Source organism: Mangrovicoccus ximenensis (assembly GCF_003056725.1).
Lineage (GTDB): Bacteria > Pseudomonadota > Alphaproteobacteria > Rhodobacterales > Rhodobacteraceae > Mangrovicoccus > Mangrovicoccus ximenensis.
On sequence record NZ_QBKZ01000023.1, the window covers coordinates 38368 to 53318 of the forward strand.

At 67.2% G+C, this 14951-nt stretch carries 13 protein-coding genes and 2 pseudogenes; 8 read left to right on the forward strand and 7 right to left on the reverse strand.

Going from position 1 to position 14951, the window contains the following annotated elements; genetic code table 11:
* Positions 1–57 precede the first annotated feature (57 nt).
* The 3 genes from C7T91_RS25520 to C7T91_RS25530 form a co-directional block, all read right to left on the reverse strand.
* Positions 58–1341 (reverse strand): TRAP transporter large permease, encoded by a 1284-nt coding sequence (locus C7T91_RS25520; RefSeq protein ID WP_108262420.1) that lies wholly within the window; start codon positions 1339–1341, stop codon positions 58–60.
* Complete coding sequence (locus C7T91_RS25525; protein ID WP_108262422.1) at positions 1341–1943, reverse strand: TRAP transporter small permease; 603 nt, start codon at positions 1941–1943, stop codon at positions 1341–1343. Before C7T91_RS25525 ends, C7T91_RS25520 begins: the two co-directional genes overlap by 1 nt.
* 71 nt (positions 1944–2014) lie before the next feature.
* Positions 2015–3043, reverse strand: a complete 1029-nt coding sequence (locus C7T91_RS25530) for a TRAP transporter substrate-binding protein (protein ID WP_108262424.1) — start codon at positions 3041–3043, stop codon at positions 2015–2017.
* 173 nt (positions 3044–3216) lie between these two features.
* Here C7T91_RS25530 and C7T91_RS25535 point away from each other — a divergent pair, with 173 nt between their 5' ends.
* Positions 3217–3513, forward strand: a complete 297-nt coding sequence (locus C7T91_RS25535) for an NAD(P)-binding domain-containing protein (protein ID WP_108262426.1) — start codon at positions 3217–3219, stop codon at positions 3511–3513.
* An 8-nt stretch (positions 3514–3521) separates the two neighbouring features.
* On the opposite strand, the gene C7T91_RS25540 is transcribed toward C7T91_RS25535, so the two are convergent.
* Genes C7T91_RS25540 through araD form a run of 3 tightly spaced genes read right to left on the reverse strand, consistent with a single transcriptional unit; the run spans position 3522 to position 7073 of the window.
* Positions 3522–4397 carry a sulfotransferase domain-containing protein gene (locus tag C7T91_RS25540; RefSeq protein ID WP_108262428.1) on the reverse strand — a complete coding sequence of 292 codons (876 nt, stop codon included), beginning with the start codon at positions 4395–4397 and terminating at the stop codon, positions 3522–3524.
* Between the two features lie 23 nt (positions 4398–4420).
* Entirely contained in the window at positions 4421–5320 is a 900-nt protein-coding gene (locus C7T91_RS25545) for a dihydrodipicolinate synthase family protein (RefSeq protein WP_108262430.1), read from the reverse strand.
* 10 nt (positions 5321–5330) lie between these two features.
* A complete protein-coding gene (gene araD / locus C7T91_RS25550) occupies positions 5331–7073 on the reverse strand; it encodes an L-arabinonate dehydratase (protein WP_108262432.1) in 1743 nt (580 codons plus the stop codon).
* A 243-nt stretch (positions 7074–7316) separates the two neighbouring features.
* On the opposite strand from araD, the gene C7T91_RS25555 reads away from it, so the two are divergent.
* The 4 genes and pseudogenes from C7T91_RS25555 to C7T91_RS25570 form a co-directional block, all read left to right on the forward strand.
* Positions 7317–8360, forward strand: coding sequence for a type 2 periplasmic-binding domain-containing protein (locus tag C7T91_RS25555; RefSeq protein ID WP_108262434.1), 1044 nt, complete (start codon positions 7317–7319; stop codon positions 8358–8360).
* A gap of 108 nt (positions 8361–8468) precedes the next feature.
* Positions 8469–8888, forward strand: coding sequence for a tripartite tricarboxylate transporter TctB family protein (locus C7T91_RS25560; RefSeq protein WP_108262436.1), 420 nt, complete (start codon positions 8469–8471; stop codon positions 8886–8888).
* 15 nt (positions 8889–8903) lie between these two features.
* Positions 8904–10388, forward strand: coding sequence for a tripartite tricarboxylate transporter permease (locus C7T91_RS25565; RefSeq protein ID WP_108262438.1), 1485 nt, complete (start codon positions 8904–8906; stop codon positions 10386–10388).
* Between the two features lie 139 nt (positions 10389–10527).
* Positions 10528–11103: pseudogene (locus C7T91_RS25570) on the forward strand (LacI family DNA-binding transcriptional regulator); the annotation flags it as partial.
* A gap of 120 nt (positions 11104–11223) precedes the next feature.
* Here the strand turns inward: C7T91_RS25570 and C7T91_RS25575 are convergent.
* Positions 11224–11481 (reverse strand): annotated as a pseudogene (locus C7T91_RS25575) (hypothetical protein); the annotation flags it as partial.
* Positions 11482–11875: 394 nt separating this feature from the next.
* Between C7T91_RS25575 and C7T91_RS25580 the strand changes: the two are divergent.
* Genes C7T91_RS25580 through C7T91_RS25590 form a run of 3 tightly spaced genes read left to right on the forward strand, consistent with a single transcriptional unit; the run spans position 11876 to position 14718 of the window.
* Positions 11876–12871, forward strand: a complete 996-nt coding sequence (locus C7T91_RS25580; RefSeq protein ID WP_108262440.1) for a DctP family TRAP transporter solute-binding subunit — start codon at positions 11876–11878, stop codon at positions 12869–12871.
* A gap of 52 nt (positions 12872–12923) precedes the next feature.
* On the forward strand, positions 12924–13433 hold the full coding sequence (locus tag C7T91_RS25585; RefSeq protein ID WP_108262442.1) for a TRAP transporter small permease: 510 nt from the start codon (positions 12924–12926) through the stop codon (positions 13431–13433).
* Between the two features lie 7 nt (positions 13434–13440).
* Positions 13441–14718 carry a TRAP transporter large permease subunit gene (locus C7T91_RS25590; protein WP_108262444.1) on the forward strand — a complete coding sequence of 426 codons (1278 nt, stop codon included), beginning with the start codon at positions 13441–13443 and terminating at the stop codon, positions 14716–14718.
* Positions 14719–14951: the final 233 nt, after the last annotated feature.

Sequence of the window (14951 nt, forward strand, 5' to 3'; positions counted from 1 at the left end):
GGAAACAGGCCCGGGCGGGTGCACCGGGCCTGTCGGGATCGAGCGGGGAAACCGCCGCTATTCCATGGTCGAGGGCAGCCAGGTCACCAGCGCCGGGAAGGCGATCAGGACGCCGACCAGGATCAGGTGGCCGATGACATGCGGGAACGCCCCGCGGAACACCTCGTTCAGCCGCATCCCCGTGGTGCTGGCGATGACATAGACGTTCATCCCCAGAGGCGGCGTCAGCACCCCGATCTCGCCCATCACGATGGTCAGGATGGCGACCCAGATCAGGTCGTAGCCAAGGCTGTCCATCAGCGGCACGACGATCGGGATGGTCAGGATCAGCATGGCGATCAGGTCCATGAAGCAGCCGAGCACCAGATAGATGAAGAGCACGATCAGCAGGATCCACAGCCGGTCGATGCCGGTCTCGGCGAGGAAGCCGATCAGCCCCTGCGCCGCCTGGGTCATGGTCAGGAAGTAGACGAAGAGATGCGCGCCGACGATGATCATCGCGAGCATGCAGCTGGTTTCCACCGCGGCACGGGCGGCATGCATGATCTGCTTGCGCGACACGCCGCGGGAGATTGCCAGGAGGAGCGCGGTCAGCGCGCCGAGCGCCGAGGCCTCGGTCGGCGTGGCGACGCCGGTATAGATGACCACGGTGACCATGGTGAAGAGCAGGATGAAGGTCCAGGCCTTGCGCAGCGAGCGGATCTTCTCGCCCCAGGAATAGCCGCGCGCGGCCGGGGCGTGCTCGGGATGGCGCCAGATCAGGAACAGCACCGTCAGGATGATGGTCAGCGTCACCAGGAGACCCGGCACCACGCCCGCGATCAGCAGCTTCGCCACGCTCATGTCCGCCAAGAGCGCATAGATGACCATCGCGCCGCTCGGCGGGATCAGCATCGACAGCGTCCCCGAGATCGCCACCACGCCGGCGGCGAGCTGCGGGTTGTAGCCCTGCTTGATCATCCCCGGAATGGTGGTCGAGGCCAGCGTCGCGGCCGCGGCCGTGCTGGAGCCCGAGATCGCGCCGAAGCCCGCGCCGGTGATGGCGGTGGCATGGGCAAGCCCGCCGGGAATGCGGCCGACCCAGGTCTTGGCGATCTCGAACATGTCGTCGCCGATGCCGCTGACCATGACGAAATTCGCCATCAGGATGAACATCGGCAGCATGACCCATTCATAGCCGTTGACCGAGCCCAGGGGCGTCGCCGCCACCATGCCCGCGGCCAGGTCGAAGCCGCCCACCAGGAACAGCCCGACGCCGCCCGCGACCGACAGCGCGATCGCCACCGGAAGGCCGATCACCATCAGCCCGACGAGAAGGAGGAAACCGGTTGCCAGCGCCATCAGATGCTCTCCTCTTCGGGATGCTCGTGGGAGTTGATCAGCTGGAAGCCCATCTCGGGATCGTCCAGCGCCGCGGCCAGCAGGTTGGCCGCCGCGATATGCACGAGGCGCAGCAGGATCAGCCCCATGCAGACCGCATAGATCGCCTGCTCCGCCCAGATCGGCCAGGGGATCAGGCCATAGGTGACCCGGCCCGCCTCGAAGCTCTCGATCGCGCTGTGGGCGACGCGCCAGGTCATGATCCAGAACATCGGCACCGCCATGGCAAGGCCGATCCCCAGCAGGAAGAGGTGGATGCGCCGCGGGATCAGCATCGCGAAGAGATCGACCGAGATGTGCCGCGCATGGCGCAGCGCCAGGCTCGCCACCGCCAGCATGATGATCGGCAGCAGGTAGCGGGACACGAGGTCCATGGTCACGATCAGCGGCGCATTGAACAGGTAGCGGCCGAGCGCATCCGCCGAGACCACGCACATCACCACCAGCGCCATCAGCGCGGCGAGGGTCCAGACCCCTTTCTCGATCCAGCCGAGGAAGGCGTCCACGGCGTCCACCGCCCGCCGCACGGGGCTCGGCGTCGCGTCTATGCCGGAATTCTGCATGTCAACTCCAATGGGTCAGAAGGAGGGGCCCTGCCGTGCACCCGGCACGGCAGGGGCCTGCCTCCGTCAGGTCACTGCGGCAAGGCCGCCTTGTAGGCCTCGAGCGCGTCCCCGGCCGGGATGCGGCGCTTCTCGAGATCCGCGACCCAGGCATCGACGACGCCGGAGGTGACGGAGCTCAGCTCCTCGACCTGTTCCGGCGTCCAGGTGTAGATCTCCATGCCGTAATCGTCGGTCTGCAGCTCCTCGATGGCCTTCGCTTCGTCCTCTTCCATGAAGGCACAGAAGGATTCCTCGGCCGCCTTGCCCGCTTCGACCAGCGCGGTCTGGATGTCCTCGGGCAGGGACTGGAACTTGCGCTCGGAGATGGCCGCGAAGATGCCGGGCGTGCCGAGGCTGAAGCCGGTCACGCCGTAATCCGCGTCGCGCCAGTAGTCGTAGTCGCGGACCGAGGAATAGGCCCCCATCCAGCTGTCGATCGTGCCGCGCTGCAGCGCCTGGACGACCTCGGGGCCGGTGATGCCGACCGGCACGCCGCCGAGCGCCGAGACCGTGCGTTCCATCATGCCCCCGGCATTGCGCAGCTTCAGCCCCTCCAGATCCGACACTTCGGTGATCTGCTTGTTGGACGCCGACGGTCCGTAGGCCGGGTAGACGTAATAGGACAGGATGCGGATGCCGAGCGGTTCGTACTGGGTCTGCCAGACGATGCCGCCGGGATCGCCGACCGCGCGCATCGCGCGGGTGCCGTCGCAGACCTTCTGCACCAGGTTCGGCGCCTCGAGGAGCCCCCAGAGCGGCACGTCCGAGCTGCTGTAATAGCCGGTGCCGAGCTCGTAGATGTCGATCGCGCCGACGCGGACCAGCTCCAGCGCCTCGCGCGACTTGCCCGCCTGCTCGGCCGGGTAGAATTCGATCTCGGCGCGGCCCTCGGTCAGCTTCGACAGCTCGTCGATGAAGACCTGCGTGCCATGGATGGTGCCGTTGACGCTGGCCGGCAGGAAGGTCCCGAGGCGCAGCTTCACCTCCTGGGACATGGCTCCGGTTGCGGTGGCGGCGAGAAGTCCTGCGGCGAGCAGGCCGGTGGTCTTGGCAGTCATCAAAGTTCCTCCCTTGGTGTTCCCGGGGCAGACCTGCAATCCGCGTGCCACTGTGCCGGGCCGCGGAGGCGGCGATCCTGCGGCGCGCCATGGCACCTGGTTTGCGGCACCCGCTGCGGGCCGGAGTCCCGTGCTCCGGCAACATCTTCCCGCATAGGAGGCAAGGAAGGCAGATGAAGATCGGATTCATCGGACTCGGGCTCATGGGCCGCGGCATGGCCGCGAACATCCGCAAGGCCGGGTTCGACCTGGCCGTGCATGACCTGCGCGAGGACGCCGCCGCACCGCTGGTCGAGGCGGGCGCCGTCTGGGCGGCGACGCCCCGGTCGGAAAAGACATGCGGTCTTGCGGAGCGGCGGCGGCATGAAACCATTGCCTCCTTCTGGATTGTGGCGCGGCAAGGACCGGACGGCGCAGTCGTCCCGCGGGCGAAGTTCCGGACCGGGGACGGGCTGAACCTGCTGACCTGACCCTTGGCTCAGAGCGCCACGCCGTAGTTCCGGCGCATCGCCTCAACCGTGTCGGCATAAAGCTCGGCGAGGAAGTCGCGGACCTCCTGCGCGGGCGCAGGATAGCGGTTGCGGTTCAGCCTGCGCAGCGTTTCCCGGTCCAGCGGCGCCTCGGGCAGGCCGAGCGCGGCCCAGGCCTGCGCGGTGACCGCCGCGGGGTCGTCCCGGAGCGCCTGCTGGGTCAGCAGGCTGAGCTTGCCGGCCGCCAGAGGGGCCTCCCAGAGCGGCATCCGCTTTTCGTAGAACCCCGTGCGCAGATAGGGGGCGCCGGCCTCCAGATCGGCGCGCAGCCGCGCCACGTTCAGCTCCTCTCCGGGCGCGACGAAGCCCCCGGCATCGACCGCCTGCTTCGACCAGCGCAGGTCATGGTAGTATTCCGAGACTGCCCGCCGCGCCGGATCGGCGAGGATCAGGAAGAGATGCGCCGTCGGCGCCAGCGCCGCGATCCGGGCCGGGGTGTCCGGGAAGGGCATGTCGAAATAGGAGGGGCTGGCCTCGCCCATCAGCTCTCCGGGACGGCGCCCGGCGAAGAAGCTGCGGTACCAGTCCTCGCTGCGGTCGCGGCGCATCGAGAAATAGTGGATTTCCTTCGGGCGGCGTTCCACCACCTGCGGGTGGCGGCAGATATGGTCGTAGAGCGATGTGGTGCCGCCCTTCATCGTTCCGATGATCAGGAAATCCGGGCGGCATTGCGCCGGAGCCGGGGCGGGGCGGGCGTTGCGCAGCGCGAAGAGCGCGGCGGCAAGCTCCGGGTCGCGGGCATCCTCGGCGCGCCAGAGCGCCTCCATCTCGACCGGGGTCAGTGGATGGCGGCCATGCGGCGTGAAAAGCGGGGTGTCGGGCATGGGGATGTCCTTTCGGGAACCGGTCAGACGAGGCCGACCTTGGAGAGGAAAGCGCCGAGCTTGGCCTCCTGTGCCGGGGTCAGCGGCCAGGCGGAAGGCGGACGGGTCGGGCCGCAATCATGTCCGGTCGCGGCCAGCGCGGCCTTCACGCCGGTCACATTGGCGCCGTTCAGCTCTTCGGCACGGATCTCCTCGAAGGGCTTCATCTCGTCGATCAGCTTGTTCGCGGTCAGATAGTCGCCCGCATCGAGCGCCTTGTGGATCGCCACCGACCGTTCGGGCCAGACATTGATCAGACCCGAGGTGAAGCCGCGCGCGCCCACCGCGTAAAGCGGCGGCGCCCAGACCTCGGCCAGGCCGCCGACCCAGACGATCGAGGAATCGCAGGCCGCGATGGCGTCGGCCAGCTTCAGCGGGTTGGGCGTCGCCCATTTCACGCCCTTCACGCCGGGCAGGTCGCAGAGCGCCTTGATCGCCTGGGTGCCGATCGCGTCGTTGCGCAGGTAGAGCATCATCGGGAGGCCGCCCGAGGCCTCGTGCACCGCCCTGACATAGTCAACCGTGCCGCGCGGGCTGACGAACGGATCCGGCGGCTGGTGGATCATCAGCGCCGACGCGCCCGCCGCGGCGGAAGCTTCGGCCAGGCGGCAGGCATCGCGGATGCCGCGGCCGACGCCTGCCAGCACCGGCGCGCGGCCGTCCACCATGCGGCAGACCTCGGTCACCATGGTGCAGGCCTCGCCGGTGGTCAGCGCGTAGAACTCGCCCGTGTTGCCGTTCACGACCGGGATATGCACCCCCGCCGCCAGCGCGCGGTCGATGACCGGCGCGAGTTTCGCGGGCGCGATGTCGCCCGCCGCGTCATAGGGGGTGACGAGGATGCCGGAGATGCCCCGCAGCGCGGTGTCGAGATCGAATGCCATTCAGGCCTCCTCAGAAGATGTCTGGCTCGCCGGCCGTGCGGCCGAAATCGGATTGCAGGTAGTCGAAGTCGCAGCCCTTGTCGGCCTGGGTGACGTGTTGCGAGAACATCCAGCCCCAGCCGCGCTCGTATTTCGGCGCCGGGGCAACCCAGGCGGCGCGGCGCGCGGCGATCTCCTCCTCGCTGACCAGCATGTCGAGGCGGCGGGCCGGCAGGTCGAGCCGCACGATGTCCCCCGTCTTCACCAGCGCCAGCGGACCGCCGGCGAAGCTTTCCGGGGCGACATGCAGCACGCAGGCGCCGTAGGAGGTGCCCGACATCCGCGCATCGGAGATCCGCAGCATGTCGCGGTGGCCCTGCTTGATCAGCGCCTTCGGGATCGGCAGCATGCCCCATTCCGGCATCCCCGGACCGCCCAGCGGACCCGCGTTGCGCAGGATCATCACGTGGCCGGGCGTGACCTCCAGCGTCTCGTCATCGACCGCCGCCTTCATCTCGGGATAGCTGTCGAAGACCAGCGCCGGGCCCTCGTGCACGTAGTATTTCGGATCGCAGGCGGCGGGCTTGATCACCGCGCCGTCGGGGCAGAGATTGCCGCGCAGCACGGCCAGCGAGCCTTCATGGTAGACCGGGTTCGACAGCGGCCGGATCACGTCGTCGTTCCAGACTTTCGCGCCTTCGAGGTTCTCGCCCATGGTCTTGCCGGTGACGGTCAGGCAGGCGGTGTCGAGACGGTCCTCGATCTGCTTCATCAGCGCGCGCAGCCCGCCCGCGAAGAAGAAGTCCTCCATCAGGTAGCCCTTGCCCGAGGGCCGGACATTGGCGATCAGCGGCGTCTCGCGCCCCAGCGCGTCGAGATCGTCGAGCGTCAGCTCGACGCCCGCGCGCCGCGCCATGGCGATCAGGTGGACGACGGCATTGGTCGAGCAGCCGGTCGCCATGGCGACGATGGCGGCGTTGCGGACCGCAGCCGGGGTGATGATCCGGTCCGGCGTCAGGTCCTCCCAGACCATGTCGACGATGCGGCGGCCGCAATCGGCGCCCATCCGCTGGTGGCCCGAGTCGACCGCCGGGATCGAGGAAGCGCCGGGCAGCGTGAGCCCCATCGCGTCGGCGATCGCGGTCATGGTCGAGGCGGTGCCCATGGTCATGCAGACCCCGGCCGAGCGGGCGATGCCGCCCTGGATGCCTTCCCATTCCCCGTCGGTGATGTTGCCCGCGCGGCGCTCGTCCCAGAACTTCCAGGCATCCGAGCCGGAGCCCAGCCGGTTGCCCGCGTAATTCCCGGCAAGCATCGGCCCGGCGGGCAGGTAGATGAACGGGATCCCGGCCGAGATCGCGCCCATGACGAGGCCCGGGGTGGTCTTGTCGCAGCCGCCCATCAGCACCACGCCGTCGAACGGATGGCTGCGGATCATTTCCTCGCATTCCATGGCCAGCATGTTGCGGTAGATCATCGAGGTCGGCTTGGTGAAGCTCTCGTCGACGGAGAGCGAGGGCATCTCGACGGCGAAGCCGCCCGCCTGGAAGACGCCGCGCTTCACGTCCTGGGCGCGCTCGCGGAAATGGCTGTGGCAGGAGTTGATCTCCGACCAGGTATTGAGGATGCCGATCAGCGGCTTGCCTTTGAAATCCGCCTCCGAATAGCCGAGCTGCATCAGCCGCGACCGGTGGCCGAAGCTGCGCAGGTCGTCCGGCGCGAACCAGCGCGCCGAGCGCAAGCTCTCCGCATCCTTGCGGTCCACATCTTTCATGGATGCCCCTCCCTTGGCGCAATCGTTCCGGCCCTTATGTATGCGCTTACATTTCATTCCGTCAACGGGATTTCTGCATTGCGCGCAATATTGGACTGATCAAGATTCAAAACTTGACAGGGCTGCGCCGAATATGATGTTGAACTATGTATGCGCTTTCACAGCGCGGATCGGAGCGGCGGGGGACCGCTCCCCACCTCGGGAAAATCCGGCTGCGCAAAGCGGCCAAAGGGAGGAAAACAGATGACATTCACCCGCAGGACCCTGCTTGCCGCAGCATCGGCAGCCGCGATTCTGGCACAGCCATTTGCCGCTTCGGCGGCCGATCTGCCGAAGAACATCCGCATGGTGATCGGCTCGACCTCGACCGGCGGCGACACCTACCAGGCGGCTTCGATCGTCGCCGATGCGCTGTCGGAGAAGCTCGGCGCGAACATCAAGGTGGACGCGGTCGGTGCAGTCAACGGCTTCAAGGCGCTGGAACGCGACAGCCGCGGCACCACGATCATGCTGTTCCACGATTTCGCCTATCTGGCCGAACTCTACGGCGGCAAGGGCTTCGTCAATCCCTTCGAGGCATTCACCGTCGGCGCGACCATCGCCAACAACCCCGGCAACGCCTACCTGGTCGGCGCGAACTCGCCCTACCAGACGATGGAGGACATCCTGACCGCCGCCGAGAACGGCGAGCGCGTGCGCGTCGCGATCCAGCCCGGCGGCGTGTCGGAGATCGGCTTCTCCGCCATGAAGAACGCCGCCAAGGTGCGCGCGCCCGGCTCCGAGGAGAACATCGTTCCGGTGAACACCGGCTCGCAATCCGACAAGAACCAGGCGATGTGGGACGGGCTTGCCGACGTGATCAACGGCTCGATCCAGGCCAACGAGCAGTTCACCCAGCTCGACGGCGACGACCAGAAGGCGATGCGCTTCGTCTGGATCACCGCCTCGCCGGAGACCCTGGCCGAGGCGCCCGAGGCCGGCATGGGCAAGCTCACCCGCGACGGCATGCTGGACTATGCCAGCCCGGCGACCTCGGTGACGCTCGACGGCACGCAGGACTTCACCTTCGACAAGGAATTCTTCCTGATCTTCAACAAGGACATGGATCCGGCGCTGATCGACACGATCGACGGGGCGCTGGCCGAGATCTACGACGAGGGCGAGATCCAGAAGAAGGAAACCGCCGCGTTCTTCACGCCGAATTTCCGCCCCTCCGCGGAAGCGCGAGAGCACCTGATGGAGAAGCGCGAGACCTACAAGAAGGTCATCGCCGAGATCTCGGGCTGATCCGGAGCTGACCGGTCCCGCCCACGAGGCGGGACCCTGCCCGGCAGCCCGGGCGGGGCGCCGCCTCGCGCCCCGCCCCGCCATGTTCCGCGCTCAAGGGAGACCGCGATGGGCAACCTGACCCATGTGACCATCGATTTCGACAGCTCGCACCTGATCTTCCCGGCACTGACCGGCTGCATCCTCGGGCTTCTCGGGCTTGCCATCCTGATCCGCGACCGCCGGGCGATCCTCGCCTCCGGCGCGCATTGGCGGAGGATCCTCGGAGAAACGGACAAGATGCGCTTCTTCGGCACGCTCGCGCTGACCGTGCTCTACTTCTCGGCCATGGTGCCTGTCGGCGACATCTGGCCGAATACCGGCATGGGCTTCCTGCTCTGCTCGATCCCGCTGGTCGCGCTGTCGGGGCTGCTCTTCATGCGCGACCGCACGCTCCGCAAGACCGTGCCCCTGATGATCGTGGCCGTGGCCGCGCCGCTTCTGGTCTGGTGGCTCTTCACCGACCTGTTCTTCCTGACCCTGCCCTGATCCGGACCGCAGCCCATGGACATCCTCGCCTTCATCTCGCCGCTCTTCGTGCTGCTCGCGATCGGCGGCACGCTGGTCGGCATCATCTTCGGCGCCATCCCCGGCATGACCGCCACCATGGCCGTCGCCGTCTGCCTGCCCGTCACCTATTCGCTGGGCCTCGAGAACGGCCTGGCGCTGCTGCTGGGGCTCTATGTCGGCGGCATCTCGGGCGGGCTGGTTCCGGCGATCCTGCTGGGCATTCCCGGCACGCCCTCCTCGATCACCACGACGCTCGACGGCCATCCGATGGCGAAATCCGGGCATGGCGAGAAGGCGCTGCGGATCGGCATCTGCGCCTCGCTGGTCGGCGGGCTGGTCTCGCTGCTGATCCTCGACCTCTTCGCGCCGACGCTGGCGGATTTCGCGATCAAGTTCTCCTATGTCGAGAAATTCCTGATCATCCTCTTCGCGCTGTCGGTGATGGCGGCGCTCAGCTCCGACTTGCTGCTCGGCATCTTCTCCGGCTTCCTGGGCATCTTCATCTCGCTGATCGGCACCTATGACGTGACCAAGGGCGGCAACGGCGAATGGCGGCTGATCCCGCCGGGCACCGAATACTGGCTGGAGTCCGGCTTCTCGCTGCTGCCGGTGCTGATCGGGCTCTTCGGGCTGGCCGCCATCCTCGACGAGGCGGAGACCGGCATGAAGGCCGGGATGAGCCGCAAGGATGTCCGGATCGGCCAGCACGAAAAATTCTCGCTGACGATCTTCAAGGGCCAGTGGGTCAACCTGATCCGCTCGAGCTGCATCGGCACCTTCGTCGGCATCCTTCCCGGCGTCGGCGGCTCGGCCGCCTCGATCCTGAGCTATTCGAACGCCAAGACCTTCTCCAAGAATCCGGAGAAATTCGGCAAGGGCGAGCCCGCAGGCATCATGGCGTCGGAAGCCGGGAACAACGGGCTGACCGGGGGCGCGCTGGTGCCGCTGCTGAGCCTCGGCATCCCGGGCGACTCGACCACGGCGCTGCTGATCGGCGCCTTCACGCTGCAGGGGGTTCAGGTCGGACCGCTCTTCATCGGCAACAACCCGGTCACCTGGGACGCGATGATCCTGGCCATGCTGATCGCCAACATCGCCATGTTCGTGCTGATGTACTACGCGATCCGCTATTTCGCGATGGTGGTGACCGTTCCGAAATGCATCCTCTTCCCGGTCATCCTGATGATGTGCGTGATCGGCGCCTACACCATCAATTACGGCATCATGTTCGATGTCTGGACGCTCCTGATCTTCGGCGTGTTCGGCTGGCTGATGGCCAAGATCCGGCTGGAGGTCGCGCCCTTCATCATCGGCTTCATCCTGGGGCCGTCGGCAGAGGTCTATTTCGTCAAGACGCTGGAAAGCTTCGGCGACCTGACGATCTTCTTCACGAAAAGCTGGATCGCGGTCTTCCTGTGGGTGCTCATCGCGCTCTCGGTCGGCGGATCGGCCTATCTGCAGACCAAGAAGGCGAAATGACACGAACGTCGCGGGGGAAGCCGGCGCGGCTGCCCTTGCGGCCCCTGCACCGCAACTGGAATATGGCGCCATGAAAGAGCCTGCATCCAGCAAGAAGGCCCGGCGCGGCCGGGTCCCGCCCGAGGGCGGCGCCGTCACCATGGCAACCGTCGGCCGCATGGCCGGGGTCAGCCAGGTCACCGTCTCCCGCGCGCTGTCGAACCCTGAGAAGGTCTCGGCAGAAACGATGAAGCGCATCCAGGAGGCAATCCGCGTCACCGGTTTCGTGCCGAATGCGCTGGCGGGCGCGCTGGCCTCGCGCAAGAGCAGCCTGATCACCGCGCTGGTGCCTTCGATCACCAATGTGGTCTATTCGAGCCTGCTGCACGGGTTCTCCGAGATCATGCGCGCCGAGGGCTACCAGCTGATGGTCTCCGAAACCGGTTTCCTGACCGAAACCGAGGAAGCGCTGATCTTCACCCATCTGTCGCGGCGCCCGGACGGGATCCTGCTGACCGGAATCCATCACAGCGCCGCGGCCCGCAAGATGCTCCTGGGCGCCGGCATCCCGGTGGTCGAGTTCTGGGACATCACCCAGAGCCCGGTCGATTGCTGCGTCGGCTTCTCGCATACCGGAACCGGGCGGCGCACCGCCGAGCTGGCGCATGGCTGGGGCTACCGCCGGGCTGCCACTGTCTCGGCCGGGGACGAGCGCGCGCTGCGCCGCCGCGACGGGTTCCGCAACCGCTTTGCCGAACTGACGGGCGGCAGCAACATTCCCGGCGTCACCGGCGAGGCCCCCGTCGGGCAGGCGCAGATGCGCCACGCCGCCGCCCGCGATGCCGACCATCATCGGCTCCACCACGGTCAGCGCCAGGAGAGAGGCGACGGCGGCATCGACCGCGTTGCCGCCGAGCGCCAGCATCTCCTGCCCGGCTGCGGAGCCGAGCGGATGGTTGGTCACGACGACGCCGCGCGACGCGGAGGCAGGCAGCTTGCGGCAGGTGAAGGGCAGCGGGAGGGGGGCGGAGCTCATCTGGATCGTCTTCTTCTTCCGGCGGGACCGGCCCGCCTCCCGCCCCTCTCGGACAGGAGCGGAACTCCGGCCATGCATTGCCACATGAAAATGTGGTTTCGGTCAAGCTAGCGGCATGTCCCGCGGAGGTCACGGCGAAATCTGCCGGAAACCCGTTGCTCCCGGCTTTCAACCGGCACTGCGCCGCAATTCCCGCCGAAACTGCCCCCGATATCCCGGAAGCCTTGCGAACACGCCTTCCGGATATGCATTTTCGGGCAACACAGATGACCGTTTGCACAATTTTTCGTCACCCCATCAGCCCGACCAAGCGAATCTTCGGACCGTTTCCGCTTTGCAATGGACAGGCAGGGTCAAAATGACCGATCAGTCATTTCAATTGCACGTTCGGTCAAAACTGCACAGGATTGCAGGCCCGGCACGGCAGCCACCAGACGTCCCGGACCTGTCCGGGCCCAAGAGGAGACATCAGATGGCCCTTGCAGCCAAACTTGCCAAGCTCGCCGCCGGCGCCGCCCTCGGCGCCATGCTGGCCCTGCCCGCCGCCGCGCGCGACATCAAGATCGGCCATTTCGGCACCCCCGGCACGCCCTTCGATCAAGGTGTCGAGTATTTCATCTCGCAGGTGGACGAGCTCTCCGGCGGCCGCATGACCGTCAAGAACTTTCCCTCGGGCCAGCTCGGCAACGAGGCGCAGCAGATCGGCGCGCTGCAGGGCGGGCTGCAGGAGATGCTGATCACCTCCTCGACCAACCTGATCAAGTACAACGAGCTGTTCCAGGTCATCGACCTGCCCTTTGCCTTCGCCGATGACGCCGCCACCGACAAGGTGCTGCTCGGCGACCTCGGCAAGGAGATGCTGGCCGGTCTCGAGGGCTCGGGCATGCTGGGGCTGATGTACATGGACAACGGCTTCCGCGACCTGTCGAATTCGAAGCACGCGGTCGAGAGCCTCGCGGATTTCGACGGCCTGACCTTCCGCGTCATCGGCGCGCCGGTCTTCATCGACACCTTCTCCGCGCTCGGCGCGAACCCGGTGCCGATGCCCTTCCCCGAGGTCTATACCGCGCTGGAAACCGGCACCGTCGACGGCCAGGACAACCCGCTGCTGACCGTCCGCGACATGAACTTCTACGAGGTGCAGGACTACCTGACCACCTCGAAGCACGCCTATTCGACGCTGGTCATGCTGGTCAGCCAGCCCTGGTGGAACAGCCTCTCCGACGAGGACAAGGGCATCCTGCAGGAGGCTGCCGGCCGCACCGCCGTGGAAAACCGCAAGGTGATGCGCGCCGCCGTGGCCGAAGCCAAGGCCTTCCTCGCCGACGAGGCCGGGCTGACCGTCTCGGAATTCTCGCCCGAGGCGCTCGAGGAAATCCGCGCCGCCGTCGCCCCGGTCACCGAGGAACTGCTGACCGACAAGACCCGCCCGCTCTACGAAAAGATACAGGCCGTCCTCGCCGAGTGATCCGACCAACGGGACCGGCCGCACGCCGGTCCCGGCTTTCCGGGAGACCCCCATGTCCATGCTGCGCCTCGCCGAGAAATGCCTCGAAGCGCTCGTCGCCCTCCTGCTCTTCGTGCTGGTGGCGATGGTCTTCACCAATGTCTGCCTGCGCTTCTTCCTCAATTCCGGCATCGTCGTGACCGAGGAGCTGTCGCGCATCGCGCTGAGCATCCTGATCTTTTCCGGCGCCGTCCTCGCGCTGATCCAGCAGCGCCACATCGCCATGACGCTGGTCGTCGACCGCCTGCCCGAGACCCTGCGCAAGGCGCTGGTGCTCCTGACCGGCGCGGTCATGCTCTACGGCAACTGGCTCCTGGCCAAGGGCGCCTGGATGCAGGCCAAGCTGAATTTCTCCGCCTCCTATCCGATCTCGGGCCTGCCCTCGGCGACGATCTATGTCGTCGCGACGTTGGCCGGCGCCGCGCTGGCCGCCGTGGTGGCGGTGCGCATGGCGCTGATCCTCACCGGCCGCATGCCGTCGGCCCGTTTCTTCCAGGCGGCTTCCGCCGACATCGCGGAGTGACCGCCCCGTGACCTTCGTCATCTTCCTTTCCGTCCTGATCCTCGGCATCGTCGCGGGCCTGCCGATCGCCTGGGCGCTGATCGGCTGCGGCATCGCGCTGATGCTGCATCTCGACTATTTCAACGCCCAGATCGTCGCCCAGAACATGATCCTGGGGACCGACAACTTCATCCTTCTGGCGATCCCCTTCTTCATACTGGCAGGCGAGCTGATGAACCGCGGCGGGCTGTCCCGCCGGATCATCGAGGTCGCGATGTCGGCCTTCGGCCATGTCAATGGCGGTCTCGGCTATGTCGCCATCGCCGCCTCGCTGGTCATGGCCTCGCTTTCCGGCTCGGCCATCGCCGACAGCGCCGCGCTGGCTGCGATCCTGATCCCGATGATGAAGCTCGGCAACTATCCCGAGGGCCCCTCGGGCGGGCTGCTGGCCGCAGGCGGCGTGATCGCCCCGGTGATCCCGCCCTCGATCGCGCTCGTGGTCTTCGGCGCCATTGCCAATATCTCGATCAGCGGACTCTTCATGGCCGCGATCGTCCCCGGCGCGCTGATGGCGCTGTCGCTGGTCGTCGCCTGGCGCTTCGTCTCGCGCGGCGGCGGCTTCGCCACGCTGGAGAAGAAGAGCCGCGCCGAGACCCTGCGCGCGCTTTGGCTGGCGATCCCGGCGCTGGTCCTGCCGGTCGTGGTGATCGGCGGGCTGCGGGCCGGGGTCTTCACCCCGACCGAGGCCGCGGTGATCGCCGCCGTCTATGCCGCCGCGGTCGGCGCCTTCGTCTATCGCGAGCTGACGGCGAAAGCCTTCTACGAGGCGCTGGTCGAAGCCGGCAAGACGTCGGCCGTGGTGATGTTCCTGATCGGCACTTCGATGGTCTCGGCCTGGCTGATCACCATCGCCAACCTGCCCGACCAGGTGATCGCCTTCCTGTCGCCCTTCCTCGACAACCCGCGGCTGCTCGTCGGCATGGTGGTGCTGCTGACGCTGCTTCTGGGCATGGTTCTCGACTTCACCCCGCTCAGCCTGATCCTGATGCCGATCGTCATTCCGCTGGCCAAGGCGGCGGGGATCGACCTGACCTATTTCGGCGTGGTCTTCACCATCGCGGGGGCGCTCGGAATGCTGACCCCGCCGGTGGGCAACGTGCTGAACGTGGTGGCGGGCGTCGGACAGGTGCGGCTCGACCGGATCATGACCGGCGTGCTGCCCTTCCTCTTCGCCGAGATTGCCGTGCTGGTGCTGCTGGTGCTCGTCCCCGGCATCGTGACCGTGCCGCTCGGCCTGCTGCGCTGAGCGCCCCGCTGCGCAGCAAGAAGGCCGCCGCTTGTCCAGGCGGCGGCCTTTTCCTTTTCCGGCTGGTTACTTGCGCCAGCCGCGCGCCCGCTCCACCGCCTCGGCAAACCGCGCCATCCGGCCCGTCCGGCCGCAATCCCGCGGCGTGATCACGGCCCGCGGCCAGGCTGACCGCCCGGCGCGCCAGGAACGGAACCAACCGGCGCAGCCCGGAAGCACGGGGCACGGGGCAC